Origin of the sequence: Herbaspirillum sp. WGmk3 (assembly GCF_023952535.1) — a bacterium.
Classification (GTDB): Bacteria; Pseudomonadota; Gammaproteobacteria; order Burkholderiales; family Burkholderiaceae_D; genus Herbaspirillum; species Herbaspirillum huttiense.
Window position 1 is genome coordinate 1119161 of sequence record NZ_JAKYWT010000002.1, and the last position, 20912, is coordinate 1140072.

Here is a 20912-nt window from a genome sequence, read left to right on the forward strand (position 1 = left end):
TCCCCTCACTTGAAACGAATGCTGGGGTTGATCACGGCATAAAGCACGTCCACCACCAGGTTGATGAAAATGAATTCCAGCGAGAACAGCAGGATCTCGGCCTGGATGATGGGGTAGTCACGCATCTCGACGGCATCGACCAAGAGGCGTCCCATGCCCGGCCAGTTGAACACCACCTCGACCAGGATGGAGCCACCCAGCAGGAAGCCGAACTGCAGGCCCATCATCGTCACCACCGGAATGAGCGCATTGCGCAGGCAGTGCTTGATGACCACCACGGTCTCGGTCAGGCCCTTGGCACGGGCGGTCCGCACGAAGTCCTCTTGCAGGATTTCGATGAAGGAAGAACGGGTAAAGCGCGCCATCACGGCGGCCACCGCCGCGCCCAGCGTCAGCGAAGGCAGGATGTAGTGGCGCCAGGTCTCGTCGCCGACCGTGGGCAGCCAGCCCAGTTCGACCGAGAAGACCTGCATGAGCAGGATGCCCAGCGAGAACGCCGGGAAGGAAATGCCGGAGACGGCCAGCGTCATGCCCAGGCGATCCGGCCACTTGTTGCGCCACACGGCAGAGGAGATGCCGATGATGAGACCGAACAGCACCGCCCAGATCATGGCCACGATGGTCAGCCACAGCGTGGGCCAGAAGCGCGCGGCGATCTCTTCGGAGACCGGGCGCTTGCTGCGGATGGAGCGTCCAAAGTCGCCGTGGGCGGCATTGATGAAGAAGTTGACGAACTGCTCCGGCAGCGGCTTGTCCAGGCCGAGGTCGGCGCGCACCAGGGCGACCGTCTTTTCATCGGCTTCGGGGCCGGCGGCCAGGCGTGCCGGGTCGCCCGGCAACAAGTGCACGAACAGGAAAACCAGCACCGCCACCAGCAACAGCGTGGGAATGAGGCCTAACAGGCGTTTGATGACATAGGAAAACATGGGACTCTCTGAATAAGGCTGCCCGTCGCTGGTGTGTCCACACCCTGCGGTGGAGTCGCTCCCTGCGCTGCCGGCTTGCATGGCAACGCATCGTGAATCTGTGGGGGAGGATGGCCAGCCACCCTCCCCGCTTCATTGCTGCTCTTTTCTGCTCGTTACGACGATGCAGAGAACCTGCCCAGTGCTGCAAAACTGCATGACGCGGTCTCACAGCACTGCATTTTGCATCGGCCCGCAAGGGCCGAAAACACGGCGCCTGCTTACTTGGTGAACTCGATGTTCTCAAATTCGTAAGCCTGGTCCGGCATGATGTAGATGCCCTTGAGGTTCTTGGCACGGGCATACAGCAGCTTTTCGGTGACCAGGAAGGCCCACGGTGCATCCTTCCAGACTTCCTGCTGCGCGTCCTTGTACAGCGCTTCCTTTTCCTTGCGGTCGGAGACGGTCAGGGCCTTGGCGATGTCGGCATCGACCTTGTCGCTCTTGTAGTAAGCGGTGTTGAACAGACGCGGCGGGAAGGATTCCGATGCCAGCAGCGGACGCAGGCCCCAGTCGGCTTCACCGGTGGAGGACGACCAGCCCACGTAGAACAGGCGGATCGGGGCAGTGGCGGGATCCTGCCAGCTTTCCACACGCTCCACGCGCTGGCCGGCTTCCAGGGCCTGGATCTTGGCCTTGATGCCCACTTGCGCCAGCTGCTGCTGCAGGAACTGGATCACCTTCATGGCGGTGGTATGGGTGTAGGCCGACCACAGTTCGGTCTCGAAGCCGTTCGGATATCCGGCTTCGGCCAGCAGGGCCTTGGCCTTCTTCACGTCATAGGGCCACGGGCCGGTCTTGAAGGCGTAATCCACGCCCTGCGGCAGCACGCCATCCATCGGGGTGGCATAGCCATTGAACGCGACCTTGGCCAGGGCATCCTTGTTGATGGCGTAGTTGATCGCTTCGCGCACCTTCGGGTTGTCGAACGGCTTCTGCTTGACGTTCATCGACATGTAGCGCTGGATGATGGAGGGACCGGCGATCACGTCCAGGTTGCCTTTGCTCTTGAGCAGGTCAGCCTGTTCGTAGGGCAGCGGATAGGTGAACTGGGCTTCGCCGGTCTGCAGCATGGCCGAGCGCGAGTTGTTGTCCACCACCGGCTTCCACAGGATCTCGTCGACCTTGGGGTAGCCCTGCTTCCAGTAACCGTCGAACTTGGCCACCTTCACGTAGTCGGTCTGCTTCCATTCCACGAACTTGAAGGGACCGGTACCGACCGGGTGGAAGGCGATGTCCTTGTTGCCGTACTGCTTCAGCGCAGCCGGGGAGATCATCGCGGCCGACGGGTGCGCCAGCACGTTGATGAAGGCCGAGAACGGCTCCTTCAGCACGACCTTGACCGTGTAGTCGTTGAGCACTTCGGTCTTGGCGATGCGGTTGAAGAGGTTGTAGCGCTTCAACTTGTTGTCCGGGTTGGTCACGCGGTCGAAGACAGCCTTGACGGCGTCGGCCTTGAAGACGGTACCGTCATGGAACTTCACGCCTTGCTTGAGGCGAATGGTGTATTCCAAACCATCCTTGCTCACCAGGTAGCCTTCGGCCAGCACCGGGATCAGCTTCATGTCCTTGTCGAAGCCATAGAGGCCTTGGTAGAAGGACTTCATCACCGACAGCGACAGCGTATCGTTGGCGTCATACGGGTCCATCGTGGTGAAGGTCGACGCTACGGCCACGGTAGCAGTCTTGGCGGCAAAGGCATTGGCCGCGCCGAACTGCAGGGCGGCGCCCAGGGTACCCAGGGCCAGCCATTTGGCGGCGCTCATTGCTTTGTTTTTTGCGGATGCGGACATTGGTCTCTCCTGATCAGTGACGCTTGAGTGGTTACAGCTTGATTGAGATTACTGCGCTGACTGCATTTACCAAATTACAGATACGACTGGGGAACATCACGCCCGCGCTCAAAAAGCGCCGGCAATACGGTGCTGGGCCACGAAGTGCCCCGGAGCCACTTCCCGCAGCGGCTCCACCTTGGGCTCATCGCCCACCAGCCGGATCGGGCTGGGAATTTCATCGGTCATCAGTTTCTTGCCCGGCTGGCGCAGGGTCGGATCGGCCACCGGCACGGCCGCCATCAGCTTGCGCGTGTACGGGTGCTGGGGATTTTCGAAGATGGCGCGGCGCGGTCCGATCTCCACGATCTGGCCCAGGTACATCACCGCTACCCGATGGCTGATGCGCTCCACCACCGCCATGTCGTGCGAGATGAAGATGAAGGAGATGCCCAGCTCGGCCTGCAGGTCCAGCATCAGGTTGACGATCTGGGCCTGGATCGACACGTCCAGTGCCGACACCGATTCATCAGCAATGACGATCTTGGGATTCAACGCCAGGGCGCGGGCGATGCAGATGCGCTGGCGCTGGCCACCGGAAAATTCATGCGGATAGCGCTGGCCATGCTCGGGCGTCAGGCCCACGCGGGTCAGCAGTGCATCCACGCGCTCTTGTGCGCCCTCCTTCAGGCCGTGCACCAGCATCGGCTCCATGATGGAGTAGCCCACGGTCATGCGCGGATCGAGCGAGGCGAAGGGATCCTGGAAGATGAACTGGATATCACGGCGCAGCTCGCGCAATTCCGAACGCGGCAATTGCGCCAGGTCGCGGCCGCCGAACTCGACCTTGCCGCCGGCAATGTCGACCAGGCGCAGCAGCGAGCGGCCGGTGGTGGACTTGCCGCAGCCGGATTCGCCGACGATGGCCAGGGTCTCGCCGGAATAGAGATCGAAGCTCACCTTCTCGACCGCATGCACGCGCTGCTTGACGCGGCCGAAGATGCCGCTCTTCACGTCGAAGCGTGTCGTCAGGTCGCGCACCTTGAGGATGGGCTGGCGCTGCGCGGCAATCTCCGCCTGCGCCTGCAGTTCGCTGGCGATCAGGTCGGGACGCACCTCGGCCTGCGGCGCGATGCCGAAGCGCAGCGGCTTGTCGGTGCCGCGCATGGAGCCCAGGCGCGGCACGGCCGCCAGCAGGGATTGCGTATAAGGATGCGCGGGCGCGGCAAAGAGTTGCTTGACTTCGTTCTCTTCCACCTTCTCGCCCCGGCACATCACCACCACGCGATCGGCCACTTCGGCCACCACGCCCATGTCGTGGGTGATGAAGATCACGCCCATCTGCATCTCCTGCTGCAGCGAACGGATCAGTTGCAGGATCTGGGCCTGGATGGTCACATCCAGCGCCGTGGTCGGTTCATCGGCGATGAGCAGCGAGGGCTTGCAGGACAGCGCCATGGCGATCATCACGCGCTGGCGCATGCCGCCGGAAAGCTGGTGCGGATGGCGGCCCAATACGCGCTTCGCTTCAGGAATGCGCACCATCTCCAGCATGCGCAGCGCCTCGGCCTGGGCGGCGGCGCGGCTCATGCCCTGGTGCAGGCGGATCGATTCGGCAATCTGCTCGCCGACGGTGAAGACCGGATTGAGCGAGGTCATCGGTTCCTGGAAGATCATGGCGATCTCCGCGCCCCGGATGCTGCGCATGGTGGCGTTGTCAGCCTGCGCCAAGTCCAGCGACTGGCCGCTGCGGCGCAGGAACTGCATGCTGCCGCTGGCGATCTTGCCACCGCCGTGTTCGATCAGGCGCATGATGGCCAGCGACGACACCGACTTGCCCGAGCCCGATTCACCGACGATGGCCAGGGTCTCGCCCTGGTTGACGTGGAAGGACAGGTCGCGCACCGCATCGACCGTCCGTTCGGAGGTGGCAAAGCGGACATTGAGCTGACGGACATCCAGCACGCGTTGGGACTGTTGCATCTTGATTCTCTCCTGCTCGGCCGCTTCAGGCCGGTGCTGCGTAAATGGCGGTGACCGGGGCCAGTTCGCCACAGCCCCAGGCGCGATACATGCCTTCGGTATTGAAGGGCAAGGCCAGGTTGCCGTGGCAGTCAATGGCGATGACGCCACCGCGTCCGCCCACCTTGGGCAGGGTGTCGAAGACCACGGCGCGGCTGGCTTCTTCCAGCGACTGGCCGGCATAGGCCATGCGTGCGCCGATGTCGTAGCAGGCGGCGGTGCGCATGAAAGCTTCGCCGGTGCCGGTGGCCGACACGGCCACGGTGGCGTTGTTGGCATAGCAGCCGGCGCCGATGATGGGCGAATCGCCTACGCGGCCAGGCTGCTTGTTGGTGATGCCGCCGGTCGAGGTGGCCGCAGCGAGGTTGCCGAACTGGTCCAGTGCGACGGCACCGACGGTGCCGAACTTGTTGTCCGGATCGATGGGTTCCTTGGGCTCGGCAGCTTTTTCTGCGAAGGCGAAGGAGGAGGCATCGTGGTCCAGCATCGCGCGCGACTGGCCGCGCACGCGCTGCCATTGTTCGTGGCGGGCATCGGTATGGAAATAATCGGGCTCGACCGTGACCGCACCATGGCGCGCCGCAAAGGCTTCGGCGGCAGGACCGACCAGCAGCACGTGTTCGCTCTTTTCCATCACCGTGCGTGCGGCCAGGATGGGGTTGCGCAGCTTGGTCACGCAGGCCACCGCGCCCGAGGAGAGGTCGGCACCGTTCATGACGCAGGCGTCCAGCTCATGCTTGCCTTCGCTGGTGTAGACGGCACCATGGCCGGCATTGAAGAGCGGGCAGTCTTCCAGCAGGCGCACGGCTTCGGTGACGGCTTCCAGTGCCGAGCCGCCGGCATTGAGCACGGCCTGGGCGGCGGCGACGATGTCGGACAGCGCCTGGTGATAGCGGGCCTCGTCCTCGGCCGAAAGCGAAGCGCGCGTGATGGTGCCTGCGCCGCCGTGGATGGCAATTACCGGAGTGGTCATGCGTTGGTCTTTCCTTTGGTTGGGGCGCGCTTGGCGGCCGCCCGCGCGGGCTTGCCGACCGGCGTGGTGCCGGCGCGCTGTTGCTGCTGGGCCAGGTACAGCCACGGCAGCACGAATTCAGCCATTTGCGTGGCGGCCTGCACCGAGCGGCGTGCGCGATGCGCCACGGCATCGCACAGGGCCTGGATCAGGATCAGTGCGGCCGCATCGGAAGTGGGCGCCAGGCGGCCGTCGGTCTGGGCATACAAGGCGACATCGGCCAGCGGCACCAGCGGCGAGCCGGGCGTGTCGGTGAGTGCGATCACGCGTGCGCCCTTCTCCACCGCACGCTGGGTGAGCCAGACGGTGTCAGCCGCATAGCGCGGGAAAACCATCGCAATCACCAGGTCATCGCTGTCGAGCTTGAAAAACTGGCGCGCCGCCTGCGAGGGTCCGCCTGCCATGGCCACCGAACTGACGGTGCGCACATAGGGCTCCAGCGTATGGGCCATCAGGCCGGAGAGATAAGCCGAGGCGCCGAAGCCGGTGATGAAGATGCGCTGCGCCGAGAGGATCATGTCGACCGCCTGCTCGCAGTGTTCCGGCGTGAGCATGCGGCGCGTCGCCTCGATGTTGGCAATGTCGCTGTCGAAGGCGGCGGCCATGATCTCGGCGCTGGTGGCAGTGCGCTGCACCTGCTCGCGCAGTTTTTCCACGGGGGCCAGGGTGGTCGCGAAATCCGAGACCAGCGCAGCACGGAACGAGGCATAACCGTCGAAGCCCAGTGCATGAGCGAAGCGGTTGGCGGTGGCCACCGAAATGCCGGCCGCTTCCGACAGTTCGTCGATGGTCATGGTGGCGGCGCGGAAGGGATTGCCCAGCACATAGTCCGCCGTCTTGCGGTGCGACTTGGACAATTGCGGATACAGCTTGCCCACAGCCTGTGCTACCGCACCGGCTCCCTGCAAACTGATGTTCTTCGGCTGTTGTGTCACCGCCCGCTACCCCGTCGTCATTGAATTCACTGCCCTCTGCAAAAAAACGCAAAAAAAATAAATCGTTTAAATCATTTATTTCATTTGCAGAGCGCCCTGCCACCACTGTTCTTGCAATGTTCTTGTGCTGTTGCGCCCGCTGATGCGGGCGTATTTATCATCGCGCAGGACTTGTCATTTGCATCAGTCCTGCCGAAAAAAATGTAAATATATTTTCATTTTCGCGGCGAGTAAAGAAAAAATACTTTCAAAAACCGAATATCCTTATAACGCACCAGAAGCACGCGATTGCCAACATGAAATGCACCAGATGTGCGCCAGATGAACGAAGATTCATTGCGCAGTGCACCAAAAATGACGGCCTGGATCACGACCTGAAGGCGATAAAATACGCCCCTTCACTCCGCCCTGCCCGCTCATGAATATCCGCTTCCTTGAAACCTTCGTCTGGCTGGCCCGCTTGCGCAATTTCCGGCTCACGGCCGAGCGGCTGCACACCACGCAGGCCGCCGTCTCCAGCCGCATCGCCTCACTGGAACAGGATTTCGGCGTGCGCCTGTTCGACCGCAGCGCGCGCGAAGTGGCGCTGACTGCCGATGGCAGCAAGGCGCTGGTGTATGCCGAGCGCATGGTCAAGCTCATGCGCGAAATGAAGGACGACATGTCCGACCGCGAGGTGTTTGCCGGTGTCATTCGCATCGGGGTGATCGAATCCATCGTGCACAGCTGGTTTCCGGATTTTCTCGGACGCCTTCACAAGGCCTTTCCGCGCCTGCAGATCGAGATCGTCAGCGACACCACCATCCACCTGCACGAGCAGTTCAGCAAGAGCAACCTGGACCTGGTGCTGCAGGCCGAACCGGTGATCGGCCCGCAGGTCAGCAATATCGCGCTGTGCGAATTCCCCATGCGCTGGGTCGGCAGCCCCAAGCTCGACATCGGCAGCGAGACGCTGTCGCTGGCGGACCTGGCGGCCTTCCCCATCATCAGCTTCGCCCGCAATTCGGGGCCGCATGCAGTCATCGAGCGCTTGTTCTCGGGCAGCGAGCGGGGTGAGCGCACATTGCACATCAACTGTATCGCCTCGGTGGCCACCATGATCCGCCTGGCCACCGATGGATTCGGCATCACGGCCGTGCCGCCGGCCATCATCCAGCGCGAACTCAACGAAGAGAGCCTGCACCTGCTGCGCGTGGATACCGAGTTCCCGGCACTGGCACTGATCGCCTGCTTCCGCTCGGACCATGAGAATCCGCTGACCGAAACCGTGGCGCGCATCGCGCAGGAAACGGCTTCCGACTTCGCACTCAATTGGGGCCAGGAGATCGCGCGGCTGCCCGCCCCGCTCGGCTGAGATCGCCCGCCCTCCCGCCTGCACGCTGCCCGGCGCGCCGATGCGCGGGCACGCATGAACAGCACCATCCTGAAGCAAACAGCGCCCTGCTTTTGCTCATAAGATTTTTCAATCAAGGCCGTTCAGATTTTCTTGTTGGACAGCGCCCGCCCTGCATCCCCATACTGAATTCAGACCGGCGCCTTCGGGCTGGCACCGGAACATGCCCGGCCCTGCAGTGCTTGCCGCCGCTCCCATCCCGTCCATGCAGAACACAACACGGCGCCGTCACACGGACGCCGGTCACACTTGAGGAGGTTTTACATGTCGTATTCCCCATCCGCTGCGGCCACCGCGGCGCCCCCGGCCAGCAGCAGTGCCAGCCTCGAGGCGACCTATGGCAAGATCGCCTGGCGCCTCATTCCCTTCCTGGTCTTCCTGTTCGTGCTGGCCTGGATCGACCGCGTCAATGTCGGCTTCGCCAAGCTGCAGATGCTGCAGGACCTGCAGTTCTCGGAGGCGGTGTATGGCCTGGGCGCGGGTATTTTCTTCATCGGCTATTTCCTTTTTGAAGTGCCAAGCAACCTGCTGCTGGAAAAGATCGGCGCCCGCAAGACGCTGGCGCGCATTACCATCCTCTGGGGGCTGGCCTCGATGGCCATGGCCTACGTCACCACGCCGACCAGTTTCTATGTGCTGCGCTTCCTGCTGGGCATCTTCGAAGCAGGCTTCTTCCCCGGCGTGGTGCTGTATCTGACTTACTGGTTCCCGGCCAAGCGCCGTGCCCGCGTCAATGGCCTCTTCATGACCTCCTTTGCCATCGCCGGTGCAGTCGGCGGCCCGATTGCCGGGCTCATCATGAGCGGCATGGAAGGCGTGGGCCATCTGGCCAACTGGCAATGGCTCTTCATCATCGAGGGCATTCCGTCGATCCTGGCGGGCTTCGCCGTGCTGGCCTGGCTGCCAGAAAAACCGGCCAACGCCAAGTGGCTGAGCGATGCTGAAAAAACTGCCGTCACGCAAGTGCTGGCCGCCGAGAACAGCGCACCGGGCAAGCATTTCTCCTTCAAGGATGCCTGTGCCAACTACCGCGTCTGGATCTGCGCCGCCGTGTATTTCTGCGTGGTCAGCGGCAATGCCACCATCGCTTTCTGGGCACCGTCCATCATCAAGGAAATCGGCGTCAAGGGTAACCTGCAGATCGGCCTGATCTCGGCCATCCCCTTCGTGGCCGGCACGCTGGCCATGGTGTGGAACGGCTTCCACTCCGACAAGACCGGCGAGCGCCGCCTGCACAGCGCCATCGCCACGCTCATCGCCTGTATCGGCTTGATCGCCACCGGCATGACGCTGGGCAATGCGACGCTGGCCCTGTGCTCGCTGACGCTGGCGGCCATCGGCATCCTGGCGGCCTTCCCGGTGTTCTGGTCGATTCCCGGCGCCTTCCTGGCCGGCACGGCAGCCGCCGGCGGCATCGCCCTCATCAACTCCATCGGCAACCTGGCCGGCTTCGTCGCCCCTTACATGATCGGCGCGTTGAAGACCAGCACCGGGTCGCTCTCCTCCGGCCTGTATTTCGTGGCCGCGCTCGAATTCCTCGCCAGCTTCCTGGTGGTGGTGTTCGTCAAGAAGCACTGATGATGCACTGATCTCCCCCTCTGGCTGGCCGCCTCCCCGGCCAGCCTCTCCTGAATCACCCTGTAGGAACAGAAACTCATGAAGCTGACCTTTACCCTCCCCGACCAATCCCCCCTCCACGCCGAGATCGATACCCTGGTCATCGCCGGCTGGGCCGGCCGCGACATGGCGGCCATCGAGCATCACATCGAAGAACTGGAAGCCCTGGGCATCTCGCGTCCCAGCGCGGTGCCGCTGTTCTACCGCGTCTCGGCCAACCAGCTCTCGCAAGCCGCGCAGGTGCAGGTGCTGGGCGAGGCGTCGTCCGGTGAAGTGGAGACCTTCGTCTTCAACAGCGGTGGCGACCTGTATGTCTCGATTGCCTCCGACCACACCGACCGCAAGCTGGAAGCGCACAGCGTGGCCTTCTCCAAGCAGGCGTGCGTGAAGCCCGTGGGCAACAGCGCGTGGAAGCTCTCGGAAGTGGCCGAGTACTGGGATGAACTGGTGATCCGCTCCTGGATCGAGGAAGACGGCAGCACCAAGCTCTACCAGGAAGGCACGCTGGCCTCGCTGCGTACGCCCGGCGACCTGATCGCGCGCTTCACGCAAGGCGGCGCCACCCTGCCCGAGGGCTGCGGCATGACCTGCGGCACCGTGGGAGCCATCGGCGGCATCCGTCCTGCGGCATCCTTCACGATGGAACTGTTCGACCCGCGCCGCCAACGCGCCCTGCGCCACCATTACGTGGCCGAGTCGCTGGCCGAGGTGGCCTGATTCCACGGGGCGGCCCAAGGGGCCGCCCATGCGCCTTTGTTGGATGCGCCAGGCAATGCGATACTTGCGCATCTGCGAATTTGTCACCGATCACACCGACTCCCTCATCATGCCGAGCACACTCTCCCAACTGGCCGCCGACCTCGATGCCGGCCGCATCACTTCCTTGCAATTGACCGAACAAGCCCTGGCCCGCATCGCCGATCCGGCGGGCGAAGGCGCGCGCGTCTTCACCAGCGTCTACGCCGACCAGGCGCGCGCCGCTGCCCGCGCTTCCGATACCCTGCGCGCGGCCAAACTGTGCCGGTCGCCGCTGGAAGGTGTACCGGTCTCGGTCAAGGATCTGTTTGACGTGGCCGGCGAAACCACCCTGGCCGGTTCCGTGGTCCTGCGCGGCAAGCCCGCTGCCACCGCACATGCGGCCGTGGTACAGAACCTGATGAAGGCCGGTGCCATCGTCATCGGCAAGACCAACATGACCGAGTTCGCCTACTCGGGTCTTGGCATCAATCCGCATTACGGTACGCCGCAGAACACCTGGGAGCGCAACGTCGAGGGCGGCCGCATTCCCGGTGGTTCTTCTTCCGGCGCGGCCATCTCGGTCACCGATGGCATGGCCTTTGCGGCGGTCGGTTCGGATACCGGCGGTTCCGTACGCATCCCCTCGGCACTGAATGGCCTGACCGGATTCAAGCCCACGGCCTCGCGGGTGTCCATGCAAGGTGTACTGCCACTGTCCGCTTACCTGGACTCGATTGGCCCGCTGGCTGTATCGGTAGAGTGCTGCGCCATCATGGACGCTGTACTGGCCGGTGAAGCCTATGTGTCCGTAGTCGCCCACCCGCTGCGCGGCCTGCGCCTGCTGGCCCCGACCAATGTGGTGCTGGACGCCATGGACGAGACCGTCGGCAAGGCCTATCGCGCCGCGCTGGACAAACTCGCCGCCGCCGGTGCCGTCATCGTCGAAGCCGAAGTGCCGGCCTTCAAAGCCCTGGCCGCCATCAACGCCAAGGGCGGCTTCACCGCTGCCGAAGCCTACGCCTGGCATCGCGCCCTGATTGCCGAGAACGCCGCCGGCTATGACCAGCGCGTGGTTTCGCGCATCCTGCGCGGCAAGGACATGAGCGCCGCCGACCTGCTCGACGTGCTGCACGCCCGCCCGCGCTGGATCGCCGAAGTGCAGGCGCAACTGGCCGGTTACGATGCGCTGGTGATGCCGACCGTACCCATCGTGGCGCCGCGTATTTCCGAGCTGCAAGCCAGCGACGATGCCTATTACGCCGCCAATGGCAAGATCCTGCGCAACCCGACGCTGATCAACTTCCTCGATGGCTGCGCCGTCTCCCTGCCCTGCCATGCGCCCGGCACTGCCCCGGTCGGGCTGTCGCTGGCGGCGGCCGGCGGCGAGGACAAGCGCCTGCTGGCGATCGCCCTGGCGGTGGAAGGACTGTTGGCCGCCTGATCCGGAGATTTGCTCCCGTGACAAGGCTTGCGTGCGCGCAAGCCTTTTTTGTGCGCGTTTTTAGCCGCATTTACATGCTGTTACCGACAAGTCCTGCCCGGTAGGGAACATTCCGCCTTGCCAGACGCCGAATCCACGGAATTTTCATTAGAATGCGCTTTTGCAGCGCAAGATGGCCCCTTGGCGGGCCGCCGCGCTGGACGAACAGACAACAACCCTCCGGCATCAGCCACGACCACTCATCTGCATGGCAACCAAAAAAACAACCCCGTCCGATTACAGTGAATCATCGATCCGTGTCCTCAAGGGACTGGAGCCGGTCAAGCAGCGTCCGGGCATGTACACGCGCACCGAAAATCCGCTGCACATCCTCCAGGAAGTGATCGACAACGCCTCTGACGAAGCGCTGGGCGGCTACGGCAAGAGCATCATCGTCACCATCAACGCCGACGGCAGCGTCAGCGTGGAGGACGATGGCCGCGGCATCCCGGTCGGCCTGCACCCGGAAGAAAAGGTCCCCACCGTCGAGATCGTCTTCACCCGCCTGCATGCAGGCGGCAAGTTCGACAAGGGTTCCGGCGGTGCCTATGCCTTCTCGGGCGGCCTGCATGGCGTGGGCGTCTCGGTCACCAATGCGCTGGCCACGCGCCTGGAAATCACGGTCTGGCGCGAAGGCGGCGTGCACACGCTGGCCTTCTCGGGCGGCGACGTCATCGAGAAACTGCAGTCGCGCCCCGCCACCCGCGAGGACAAGAAGTCCGGCACCCGCGTGACCGTCTGGCCGGACGCCAAGTATTTCGACTCGGCCACCATTCCGCTGGGCGAGCTGCAGCGCCTGCTGCGTTCCAAGGCGGTGCTGCTGCCGGGCGTGAAGGTCACGCTGATCAACGCCAAAACCGGCGACACCCAGAACTGGCAGTACGATCAAGGCCTGCGCGGCTACCTGATGGAGCAACTGGCGCAGACCGGCAGCGGCGAAACATTGATCCCGCTGTTCGAAGGCGAACAGTTCGCCGGCAAGGATGCCGAAGGCTTCGCCGAGGGCGAAGGCGCCTCCTGGGTGGTGGCCTGGACTGAAGAAGGTGCCGTGGTGCGCGAGTCCTACGTCAACCTGATCCCGACTTCCAACGGCGGCACCCACGAATCGGGCCTGCGCGAAGGCCTGTTCTCGGCGGTCAAGAGTTTTGCGGAAATGCATTCGCTGCTGCCCAAGGGCGTCAAACTCCTGGCCGAGGACGTGTTTGCGCGCGTCTCCTTCGTGCTCTCGGCCAAGGTACTGGACCCGCAATTCCAGGGCCAGATCAAGGAACGCCTGAACTCGCGCGATGCCGTGCGACTGGTCGCCGGTTACTCGCGTCCGGCGCTGGAGCTGTGGCTGAACCAGCACGTGGAATACGGCAAGAAGCTGGCCGAGCTGGTCATCAAGCAGGCCCAGAGCCGCCTGCGCTCGGCGCAAAAGGTCGAAAAGAAGAAATCTTCAGGCGTGGCCGTGCTGCCGGGCAAGCTGACCGATTGCGAATCCTCGGATGTGACGCGCAATGAAATTTTCCTGGTGGAGGGCGACTCCGCCGGTGGCTCGGCCAAGATGGGCCGCGACAAGGAATTCCAGGCCATCCTGCCCTTGCGCGGCAAGGTCCTAAACGCCTGGGAAACCGAGCGCGACCGCCTCTTCGCCAACAATGAAATCCACGATATCGCGGTGGCCATCGGCGTCGATCCGCATGGCATCAACGACACGCCCGATCTCTCCGGCCTGCGCTACGGCAAGATCTGCATCCTCTCGGACGCGGACGTGGACGGCTCGCACATCCAGGTATTGCTGCTGACGCTGTTCTTCCGTCACTTCCCCAAGCTGATCGAGAACGGCCACATCTGCGTGGCGCGCCCGCCGCTCTATCGCGTGGATGCTCCGGCACGCGGCAAGAAGCCGGTGCAGAAGCTGTATGCGCTGGACGATGGCGAACTCGAAGCCATCGAAGACAAGCTGCGCAAGGATGGCCTGAAGGAAGGTGCCTGGAGCATTTCCCGCTTCAAAGGCCTGGGCGAGATGAATGCCGAGCAGCTGTGGGAAACCACCATGAACCCGGACACGCGCCGCCTGCTGCCGATCAGCTTCGGCGAGCCTGGCGTGCAGACCTCGGAAGAGCGCTTCAACATGCTCATGGGCAAGGGCGAAGCGGCCTCCCGTCGCGCCTGGATCGAAGAGCACGGCAACGAAGCCGAAGCGGACATCTGACATGCGCCGCCCCGCGTTCCTGCACACCAGCGCTCTCGCCTCCCTTTTGGGTGCGGCGGCGCTGCTCTGTGCCGGACCGGTACAGTCGCAGCAAGTGGTCCGGTACACCGATGCCGATGGTGTACAGCACATGCGGGTGGAAGCAGCGGACAGTGGCCGGGACAGTACCGGTACGGCTGCCGCCGCAAAGAAGCCCAAGACCATTGTGTACCGGTACACCGATGCCGATGGCGCGGTGCACTTCTATGCCCAGACCCTGGACGACCCGGACAAGCTCATGGCCAGCAGTGCATCGCTGCTCAACCATCCCGGCAGCAAGGAAGCGGTGACGCCGGCCGATCCGCCTTTCGTGCGGACCATGCTGTCTCATCGCGATGCGCGCAAGTACGACGACCTGCTCACCGAAGCGGCCGGCGAATTCGGTCTGGATGCGGCGTTGCTGAAGGCGGTGATGACGGCCGAATCCGGCTTCAATGCCACGGCCGTCTCCAGCAAGGGCGCGGTGGGCCTGATGCAGATCCTGCCCGATACGGCCGAGCGCTACGGCCTGCAGGGGGATCGCCGCAAGACGCTGCACCAGAAGCTGACCGATCCGAAGATCAACATCCGCCTGGCCGCGCGCTATCTGCGCGATCTGATGGCGATGTTCCCGCAGCACGTGGAACTGGCCATTGCCTCCTACAACGCCGGGGAAGGCGCGGTGCAGAAGTATGGCAACAAGATCCCGCCCTATCCCGAGACACAGGGCTATGTGCGGCTGGTGTCGCGGTTCTATGAACTGTACCGGCCCGCCGGCGCGCTGCGCCTGGCCGCAGGCGAGCGCGGCAACGCCAATGCCGGCGGCAATGCGCGCCTGAAGGTGACGCTGCCCCCGCGCGAGCCCGCCATCAACGATTAACCCAGTCAATACGAACACAACAAGACAAGCTCCATGACCGATCAACCGACCCTGTTTGACCAAGCCCCGGCTGCGCCCGATGGCGAATCGCTGACGCTGTCCACCTTCGCCGAACGCGCCTATCTCGATTACGCGATCTCGGTGGTCAAGGGCCGCGCCCTGCCTGATGTCGCCGACGGCCAGAAGCCGGTACAGCGCCGCATCCTCTATGCGATGAACGAACTGTCGCTGAACTCGGCGGCCAAGCCGCGCAAGTCCGCCGCCGTGGTCGGCGACGTGCTGGGCAAGCTGCACCCGCACGGCGACCAGTCGGTGTATGACGCGCTGGTGCGCATGGCGCAGGATTTCTCGCTGCGCTATCCTCTCATCGACGGCCACGGCAACTTCGGTTCGCGCGATGGCGATGGCGCAGCGGCGATGCGCTATACCGAAGCCCGTCTGACCCCCATCAGCAAACTGCTGCTCGATGAAATCGACATGGGCACGGTGGATTTCCAGCCCAACTACGATGGCTCCACCGAAGAGCCGCGCCTCCTGCCGGCGCGCCTGCCCTTCCTGCTGTTGAACGGCGCCTCCGGCATTGCCGTGGGCATGGCCACTGAAATCCCCTCGCACAACCTGACCGAAGTGGCCAAGGCGGCCGTGGCGATGATCCGCAATCCCAAGATCACGCACGCCGAACTGATGGAACTGATCCCCGGCCCGGACTTCCCCGGTGGCGGCCAGATCATCACGCCGAAGTCGACCATCGCCGAGATGTACCAGAGCGGCCGTGGCAGCCTGAAGGTGCGAGCACGCTGGAAGATCGAAGACCTGGCGCGCGGCCAGTGGCAGGCGGTCATCACCGAACTGCCGCCGGGTGTTTCCTCGCAGCGCGTGCTGGAAGAAATCGAAGAACTGACCAACCCCAAGCTGAAGCTGGGCAAGAAGTCACTGACGCCTGAACAGCAGGCGCAGAAAGCAACCATCCTGGGCCTGCTAGATGCGGTGCGCGACGAGTCCGGCCGCGAAGCGCCGGTGCGCCTGGTGTTTGAGCCCAAGTCCAAGAACCAGGACCAGACCGAGTTCATGAACACGCTGCTGGCGCAGACCTCGCTGGAGACCAGTGCCTCGCTGAACCTGGTGATGATCGGCGGCGATGGCCGTCCGCGCCAGAAGAACCTCACCGACATCCTCACCGAGTGGATCAGCTTCCGCTTCGACACGGTGACGCGCCGCACGCAGTTCCGCGTGCAGAAGGTCAACGACCGCATCCACATCCTGGAAGGCCGGGAAGCGGTGCTGTTGAACATCGACAAGGTCATCAAGATCATCCGCGAATCGGACGAACCGAAGCCGGCACTGATGGACGCCTTCAAGCTCTCCGACCGCCAGGCCGAAGACATCCTGGAAATCCGCCTGCGCCAGTTGGCGCGACTGGAAGCCATCAAGATCCAGCAGGAGCTGGCCGAACTGCGCAGCGAGAAGACCACGCTGCAGGACCTGCTGGACAATCCGTCCTCGATGAAGCGTCTGGTCATCAAGGAAATCGAAGGCGACGCCAAGACCTACGGCGATGCCCGCCGCACCATCATCGAAGAAGCCGAGCGCGCCACCTTCGAGCAGAAGGTGATCGATGAGCCGGTGACGGTGATCATTTCGCAGAAGGGCTGGGTGCGCGCGCGCACCGGCCATGGCCACGATGCGGCGCAGTTCACCTTCAAGGCCGGTGACAGCCTGTATGGCGCGTTTGAATGCCGCACCGTGGACAACCTGCTGGCCTTCGGCTCCAACGGCCGGGTCTACACGATTGCGGTGAACGCGCTGCCCAACGCGCGCGGCGATGGTGTGCCTGTGACCACGCTGATCGAACTGGCCAGCGGCAGCAGCATCCAGCATTACTTTGCCGGTCCGGCCGATACCACGCTGTTGCTGGCCTCTGATGCGGCAGCTGGTTTCATTGCCAAGGCGTCCGACATGTTTGGCCGCGTCAAGGGCGGCAAGAGCTTCTTCACGCTCGATGAAGGTGCGCTGCCGCTGGCACCGACGCCGGTGGCGGCCGATGCCAGCGCCGTGGCCTGCGTGTCGGCCAATGGCCGCCTGCTGGTGTTTGGCCTCGATGAGATGAAGACGCTGTCTTCCGGTGGCCGTGGCGTGAACCTGATGGAGCTGGAAAAGAACGAGAAGCTGGTCGCCGCCCAGGCCATCAGCCAGAAGGGCGTCGTGGTCCATGGCACCGGCAACATGAGCAAGCCCAAGGAGATTGCCTTGAGCGGCGAGAAGCTGCTGGCGCACGTGGGCAAGCGCGCACGCAAGGGCCGCGTGCTGGAATCGCGCATCAAGGCGACGGGGTTGCGTTCGCAGGGTTGATACCCGGTTTCTTTTTGCGGTGAAGTCGCCCCCTGCGCAGTTTGGCAGGGGGCGATTTTTTTGATGGCTTGCACAACTGATTGCTTCGTGGGCAAGGGGTGGTCGAAGCATTTCGAATGCGGGGTGGAGTTTTGGGTGTTGGCGTGGAAGAGCCAACGCCTGCTGGGGAGAATGCGCGCTCATTGTTGAAAGCGAGGAGCGCAAAATGAAAATCATCGGATGGATTCGTGAAGGCGACCGGGCCGCTTGCGGCGCAACGGTTATCGAGGGCGACCCTACCTGTCGCAGTCATGGACGCGCTTATGCGTTCGTCGGTGCGCGAATGGCTTGCCCCAAGAATTGCGTCATTGCGCAAGGGTTCGTGCGCTCGACGCTAACTAATGGACGTGCGCAGGTTATTCATGGCATGAAAACCAGTGGGGGCTGTCCATGCCTCTCCTCGCTTAACGACATCGATGGCGTAGGAAATAGCGGCGGAGAAACTATCGCTGAACAATACTTCCGCAATGCCGATGGGCAGTGGACCGGTATCACCGCGCATTGTCCTCCCGACGAGCGCTACGACGAACAACTGCACATCGTCGCACCAACGATAGAAGGGGTTCCATACCACATCGAAACAACTGACGGCCGCAGATTCTCCGGCCGTATTTTGGCTAATGGACTACTTCCTCGAATCGATACTTATGAGGAAGATGAATACACAGTTTTATGGGGAGACGATGCTCTGGCAAAGAGTCAAAGGAGCGCGTCATGACAGAAAAAAAGCTGGTGCAGCAGAGAAAGGTACGTACCAACTCAATCAAGGATTCAGTGTGCAGGGTTGAGGCTCCTTCGGTAAGGTTCTCCGAACTGTGGGCCTCTTATCCAGGGGGAAGTCCTTGCGATGGAAAAGAACAGGATGGGAAGCCAGCATTTAGCGACCAGTGTGCTATTCGCGTAGGTGTCGCTTTAAAGAAAGTCGGTGTGACCTTCAAATCCTATCCGAGCAAGGGGAAATGCTGGTTCAAAGGCCATACAGATCACTTGCTACGAGCCAGAGAGCTTGCAGAATGGCTCAAACTCCAGCCGTTTGTAGGTTGTACCAAACCCGTCGACATCAAAGGCACTGACTGGCAAGAGCGAATAAAGGAAAAGACGGGGATCGTCTATTTCGAGGATTACTGGCGTCGAACAAACCGTAACGGCACTGAAGAAAGTCAGCCCACCGGCGATCATATCGATCTCTGGAATGGCCACAGGTTGACGACAGGTAGCGGTAGCCTCAGGGCAAGGCTGACGACATTCAGCAGATTTACGCTAGGTTTCGACAACGGCCTGATTTATTCGGATCTGGGCAAGGCGACCCAAATTCTTTTTTGGGAGATCAAATGAGAAGCTGCTTTGCACCTCCATTACTTAGTATTGTGGGCATTGCATGCGGAACTGCAGCGGGAGCGCTCAATACCGCCTTCATTACGAATTGCGGAGAAAGTTGCCCGGACGACCCGCTGCTGTGGGCGCTGGGATGTTCCATCACATTTCCCCTTATCGGCCATCTTCTGCTCAAAAAGACACGGCAAACGGTCGCCAATACCATGCTGGTTGCCGTGGCACTGGCAGCCACCGTCCTGCTACCGGCCCTCGCGATGTATGCCTGCAGCCTTCATGAGAAATATTGGAGACTGCATGGCAAGCAGGTTTTCCCGGATATCGAATACAGCCTCATGGTGATTTCAGAGGACCCACTCCCCGCACTGGGCATCGCCGAGGCTGAACGCTGTGTCATCAACAATGACCTGCGTTGTGGCGAAAACCCGCAAGTGATTCCAGCCCTGTGCCAAAGCGGATTCGTATCACTGCCACGGAAACATTGGTCTTCTTTCAAGCGACTCCCGAACGAAGATCTGCAAGGCCCCGCGCCTGCCAATGATGACCGGAAATATTATTTAAATGATTTATGCCAGCAACAGGCTACATCAGTGAGTCAACCATGAACAAGATCAAGGCTGCGGTTTCTCACCACGAGCGTGAAATCGCCGAACTGCGCGCGAACCCTGTACTGGCCATCGAGTACCTGAAGGCCGCTGTGGAGTCACTGGACAGTCCGGATGACCTCCCTGCCGCGTTGCTGGCACTGCGCGCCATCAGCGAAGCCTATGGTGATGCCGGCTCTTGAAAACTCGTCACCCAATCGCCACCGACACCCGATACACCAACACCCCCAGCAATCCAAACGCCCCCGCCAGCATGCAATAAGGTGCCCAGCGTTGCGCGCGCTGGCCGTAGCCGATCAGCAGCAGCGCAATGCTGATGAGCGGTATCCAGGTAGAGGGGCTGTTGAAGTCCATGGTGATTGCTCCCGGTTGATTGCATCGCTAGTCATGTGGGCAGCGCAGTTGCGCGTGCCCTCCTCCATCACGCCATCTGGCTGATGGTCTTTCTGAACCGGCCCAGTGCAGCTACAAACAGGATCAGGCCAATTGCCAGGATGGCCAGCAGTTGCGGCCAGATCACTTCCAGGCCAGCGCCCCGGTACAGTATGGCTTGCCCCGCCGCGACAAAATGCGTCGTCGGGGCGGCCAGCATGATGTCCTGTACCGGTACAGGCATGCTCTCGCGCGGCGTGGAGCCGCCCGACAGCAATTGCAGCGGCAACAGCACCAGTACGGTGAGCATCCCGAACTGCGGCATCGAACGCGCCAACGTGGCCATGAAGATGCCCATCGAGGTAGTGGCAAACAGATGCAGCACCGTCACCAGCATGAACAGCGCCAGCGAGCCCTCGATGGGCACCTGCAAGGCGCCCCGCACGATCAGCAGCAAAGACATCAAGGCCGCCAGTGCCACGACCGAGCCCATCGCCCACACCTTGGCCAGCATGATCTCGGCCGGACTCACCGGCATCACCAGCAGGTGTTCGATGGTGCCGTGCTCGCGCTCGCGAATGAGCGCCGCCCCCGTCAGGATGATGGAGAGCATGGTGACGTTGTTGATGATCTCCATGAGCGAACCGAACCAGGATTGCTCCAGGTTGGGATTGAAGCGCATGCGCAAGGCCAGTCCCACCGGCGCATCGCCAGCGGCCTCGCTACGCCGCACGAATTGCGTGACCTCGTTGCTGACCATCTGCTGGATGTAGCTGTTGCCGGTAAAGGCCTGGCTCATGCGCGTGGCATCCACGTTCAACTGGACCGCCGGCGCGCGCCCGGCCAGCACGTCACGCTGGAAATCCGCCGGGATGTCCAAGACGAAGGTGAAGTCGCCCGCATCGAGCCCGGCATCAGCCTCGCGCGCCGTCACCAGCCGGGCCACCTTGAAATGCGGCGGATAGAACAAGGACGCAATGCGCGCCGACAGCGGCGAGCCATCATTGTCGACGATGGCGATGGCCGCATTGTGCAGGCTCTCCGGCATGGCCGTGGCGGCCACATAGATGGAGAGCGTGAAGGTGTAGGCGATCAGCACCAGCATGGCCGGATCGCGCAGCAAACTCCACAGTTCCTTGACGCCGAGACGAAAAATGTTGGACAGGCTGGCAGGCGCGCGGCGCAT

Annotated in this window: 18 protein-coding genes; 11 read left to right on the forward strand and 7 right to left on the reverse strand. The window is 62.6% G+C overall.

What is annotated here, in order from left to right; translation table 11 throughout:
• Positions 1 to 5: 5 nt before the first annotated feature.
• From gsiC to MKD49_RS10980, 5 genes are all read right to left on the reverse strand, one after another.
• Complete coding sequence (gene gsiC, locus MKD49_RS10960) at positions 6 to 926, reverse strand: glutathione ABC transporter permease GsiC (protein ID WP_039786532.1); 921 nt, start codon at positions 924 to 926, stop codon at positions 6 to 8.
• 260 nt (positions 927 to 1186) lie between these two features.
• Positions 1187 to 2731: a glutathione ABC transporter substrate-binding protein GsiB gene (gene gsiB, locus MKD49_RS10965; protein WP_371925456.1), complete on the reverse strand. Its 1545-nt coding sequence runs from the start codon at positions 2729 to 2731 to the stop codon at positions 1187 to 1189.
• A 135-nt stretch (positions 2732 to 2866) separates the two neighbouring features.
• Positions 2867 to 4720, reverse strand: a complete 1854-nt coding sequence (locus MKD49_RS10970) for a dipeptide ABC transporter ATP-binding protein (protein WP_121039344.1) — start codon at positions 4718 to 4720, stop codon at positions 2867 to 2869.
• Between the two features lie 25 nt (positions 4721 to 4745).
• The gene (locus MKD49_RS10975; protein WP_252696273.1) at positions 4746 to 5732 is read right to left on the reverse strand and encodes an isoaspartyl peptidase/L-asparaginase family protein; all 987 of its coding nucleotides are present in this window, start codon (positions 5730 to 5732) and stop codon (positions 4746 to 4748) included.
• A complete protein-coding gene (locus MKD49_RS10980; RefSeq protein WP_121039338.1) occupies positions 5729 to 6706 on the reverse strand; it encodes a MurR/RpiR family transcriptional regulator in 978 nt (325 codons plus the stop codon). The genes MKD49_RS10975 and MKD49_RS10980 overlap by 4 nt, the downstream gene beginning before the upstream one ends.
• 418 nt (positions 6707 to 7124) lie before the next feature.
• Between MKD49_RS10980 and MKD49_RS10985 the strand changes: the two genes are divergently transcribed.
• The 11 genes from MKD49_RS10985 to MKD49_RS11035 all read left to right on the forward strand — a co-directional run bounded on the left by MKD49_RS10985 (position 7125) and on the right by MKD49_RS11035 (position 19536).
• The gene (locus MKD49_RS10985; RefSeq protein WP_039786540.1) at positions 7125 to 8060 is read left to right on the forward strand and encodes a LysR family transcriptional regulator; all 936 of its coding nucleotides are present in this window, start codon (positions 7125 to 7127) and stop codon (positions 8058 to 8060) included.
• A gap of 303 nt (positions 8061 to 8363) precedes the next feature.
• Entirely contained in the window at positions 8364 to 9677 is a 1314-nt protein-coding gene (locus tag MKD49_RS10990; RefSeq protein ID WP_252696274.1) for an MFS transporter, read from the forward strand.
• A gap of 78 nt (positions 9678 to 9755) precedes the next feature.
• On the forward strand, positions 9756 to 10433 hold the full coding sequence (locus tag MKD49_RS10995; RefSeq protein ID WP_252696275.1) for a DUF2848 domain-containing protein: 678 nt from the start codon (positions 9756 to 9758) through the stop codon (positions 10431 to 10433).
• A gap of 109 nt (positions 10434 to 10542) precedes the next feature.
• Positions 10543 to 11895 (forward strand): amidase, encoded by a 1353-nt coding sequence (locus tag MKD49_RS11000; RefSeq protein ID WP_252696276.1) that lies wholly within the window; start codon positions 10543 to 10545, stop codon positions 11893 to 11895.
• A gap of 247 nt (positions 11896 to 12142) precedes the next feature.
• Positions 12143 to 14131: a DNA topoisomerase IV subunit B gene (locus MKD49_RS11005; protein WP_121039329.1), complete on the forward strand. Its 1989-nt coding sequence runs from the start codon at positions 12143 to 12145 to the stop codon at positions 14129 to 14131.
• Position 14132: 1 nt separating this feature from the next.
• Complete coding sequence (locus tag MKD49_RS11010) at positions 14133 to 15029, forward strand: lytic transglycosylase domain-containing protein (RefSeq protein ID WP_252696277.1); 897 nt, start codon at positions 14133 to 14135, stop codon at positions 15027 to 15029.
• Positions 15030 to 15062: 33 nt separating this feature from the next.
• Positions 15063 to 17378, forward strand: a complete 2316-nt coding sequence (gene parC, locus MKD49_RS11015) for a DNA topoisomerase IV subunit A (protein ID WP_252696278.1) — start codon at positions 15063 to 15065, stop codon at positions 17376 to 17378.
• Positions 17379 to 17583: 205 nt separating this feature from the next.
• The gene (locus MKD49_RS11020) at positions 17584 to 18135 is read left to right on the forward strand and encodes a PAAR domain-containing protein (protein WP_252696279.1); all 552 of its coding nucleotides are present in this window, start codon (positions 17584 to 17586) and stop codon (positions 18133 to 18135) included.
• Positions 18132 to 18752, forward strand: a complete 621-nt coding sequence (locus tag MKD49_RS11025; protein ID WP_252696280.1) for a T6SS effector amidase Tae4 family protein — start codon at positions 18132 to 18134, stop codon at positions 18750 to 18752. The genes MKD49_RS11020 and MKD49_RS11025 overlap by 4 nt, the downstream gene beginning before the upstream one ends.
• Entirely contained in the window at positions 18749 to 19354 is a 606-nt protein-coding gene (locus MKD49_RS11030) for a hypothetical protein (RefSeq protein WP_252696281.1), read from the forward strand. The genes MKD49_RS11025 and MKD49_RS11030 overlap by 4 nt, the downstream gene beginning before the upstream one ends.
• The gene (locus MKD49_RS11035) at positions 19351 to 19536 is read left to right on the forward strand and encodes a hypothetical protein (RefSeq protein ID WP_252696282.1); all 186 of its coding nucleotides are present in this window, start codon (positions 19351 to 19353) and stop codon (positions 19534 to 19536) included. Before MKD49_RS11030 ends, MKD49_RS11035 begins: the two co-directional genes overlap by 4 nt.
• Before the next feature lie 7 nt (positions 19537 to 19543).
• Here MKD49_RS11035 and MKD49_RS11040 read toward each other — a convergent pair whose 3' ends face one another.
• On the reverse strand, positions 19544 to 19708 hold the full coding sequence (locus MKD49_RS11040) for a hypothetical protein (protein WP_157845743.1): 165 nt from the start codon (positions 19706 to 19708) through the stop codon (positions 19544 to 19546).
• A gap of 67 nt (positions 19709 to 19775) precedes the next feature.
• Positions 19776 to 20912 (reverse strand): ABC transporter permease, encoded by a 1137-nt coding sequence (locus MKD49_RS11045; RefSeq protein WP_252696283.1) that lies wholly within the window; start codon positions 20910 to 20912, stop codon positions 19776 to 19778.

Bases quoted from the DNA above. Each gene is read 5' to 3' on its own strand.
- MKD49_RS11040 (WP_157845743.1), bottom strand. From the start codon at position 19,708: ATGGACTTCAACAGCCCCTCTACCTGGATACCGCTCATCAGCATTGCG.
- MKD49_RS11030 (WP_252696281.1), top strand. From the start codon at position 18,749: ATGAGAAGCTGCTTTGCACCTCCATTACTTAGTATTGTGGGCATTGCA.
- gsiB (WP_371925456.1), bottom strand. From the start codon at position 2,731: ATGAGCGCCGCCAAATGGCTGGCCCTGGGTACCCTGGGCGCCGCCCTG.
- MKD49_RS10970 (WP_121039344.1), bottom strand. From the start codon at position 4,720: ATGCAACAGTCCCAACGCGTGCTGGATGTCCGTCAGCTCAATGTCCGC.
- gsiC (WP_039786532.1), bottom strand. From the start codon at position 926: ATGTTTTCCTATGTCATCAAACGCCTGTTAGGCCTCATTCCCACGCTG.
- MKD49_RS10975 (WP_252696273.1), bottom strand. From the start codon at position 5,732: ATGACCACTCCGGTAATTGCCATCCACGGCGGCGCAGGCACCATCACG.
- MKD49_RS10995 (WP_252696275.1), top strand. From the start codon at position 9,756: ATGAAGCTGACCTTTACCCTCCCCGACCAATCCCCCCTCCACGCCGAG.
- MKD49_RS11005 (WP_121039329.1), top strand. From the start codon at position 12,143: ATGGCAACCAAAAAAACAACCCCGTCCGATTACAGTGAATCATCGATC.
- MKD49_RS11025 (WP_252696280.1), top strand. From the start codon at position 18,132: ATGACAGAAAAAAAGCTGGTGCAGCAGAGAAAGGTACGTACCAACTCA.
- MKD49_RS11020 (WP_252696279.1), top strand. From the start codon at position 17,584: ATGAAAATCATCGGATGGATTCGTGAAGGCGACCGGGCCGCTTGCGGC.
- MKD49_RS11045 (WP_252696283.1), bottom strand. From the start codon at position 20,912: ATGCGCCGCGCGCCTGCCAGCCTGTCCAACATTTTTCGTCTCGGCGTC.
- MKD49_RS10990 (WP_252696274.1), top strand. From the start codon at position 8,364: ATGTCGTATTCCCCATCCGCTGCGGCCACCGCGGCGCCCCCGGCCAGC.
- MKD49_RS10985 (WP_039786540.1), top strand. From the start codon at position 7,125: ATGAATATCCGCTTCCTTGAAACCTTCGTCTGGCTGGCCCGCTTGCGC.
- MKD49_RS11035 (WP_252696282.1), top strand. From the start codon at position 19,351: ATGAACAAGATCAAGGCTGCGGTTTCTCACCACGAGCGTGAAATCGCC.
- MKD49_RS11000 (WP_252696276.1), top strand. From the start codon at position 10,543: ATGCCGAGCACACTCTCCCAACTGGCCGCCGACCTCGATGCCGGCCGC.
- parC (WP_252696278.1), top strand. From the start codon at position 15,063: ATGACCGATCAACCGACCCTGTTTGACCAAGCCCCGGCTGCGCCCGAT.
- MKD49_RS11010 (WP_252696277.1), top strand. From the start codon at position 14,133: ATGCGCCGCCCCGCGTTCCTGCACACCAGCGCTCTCGCCTCCCTTTTG.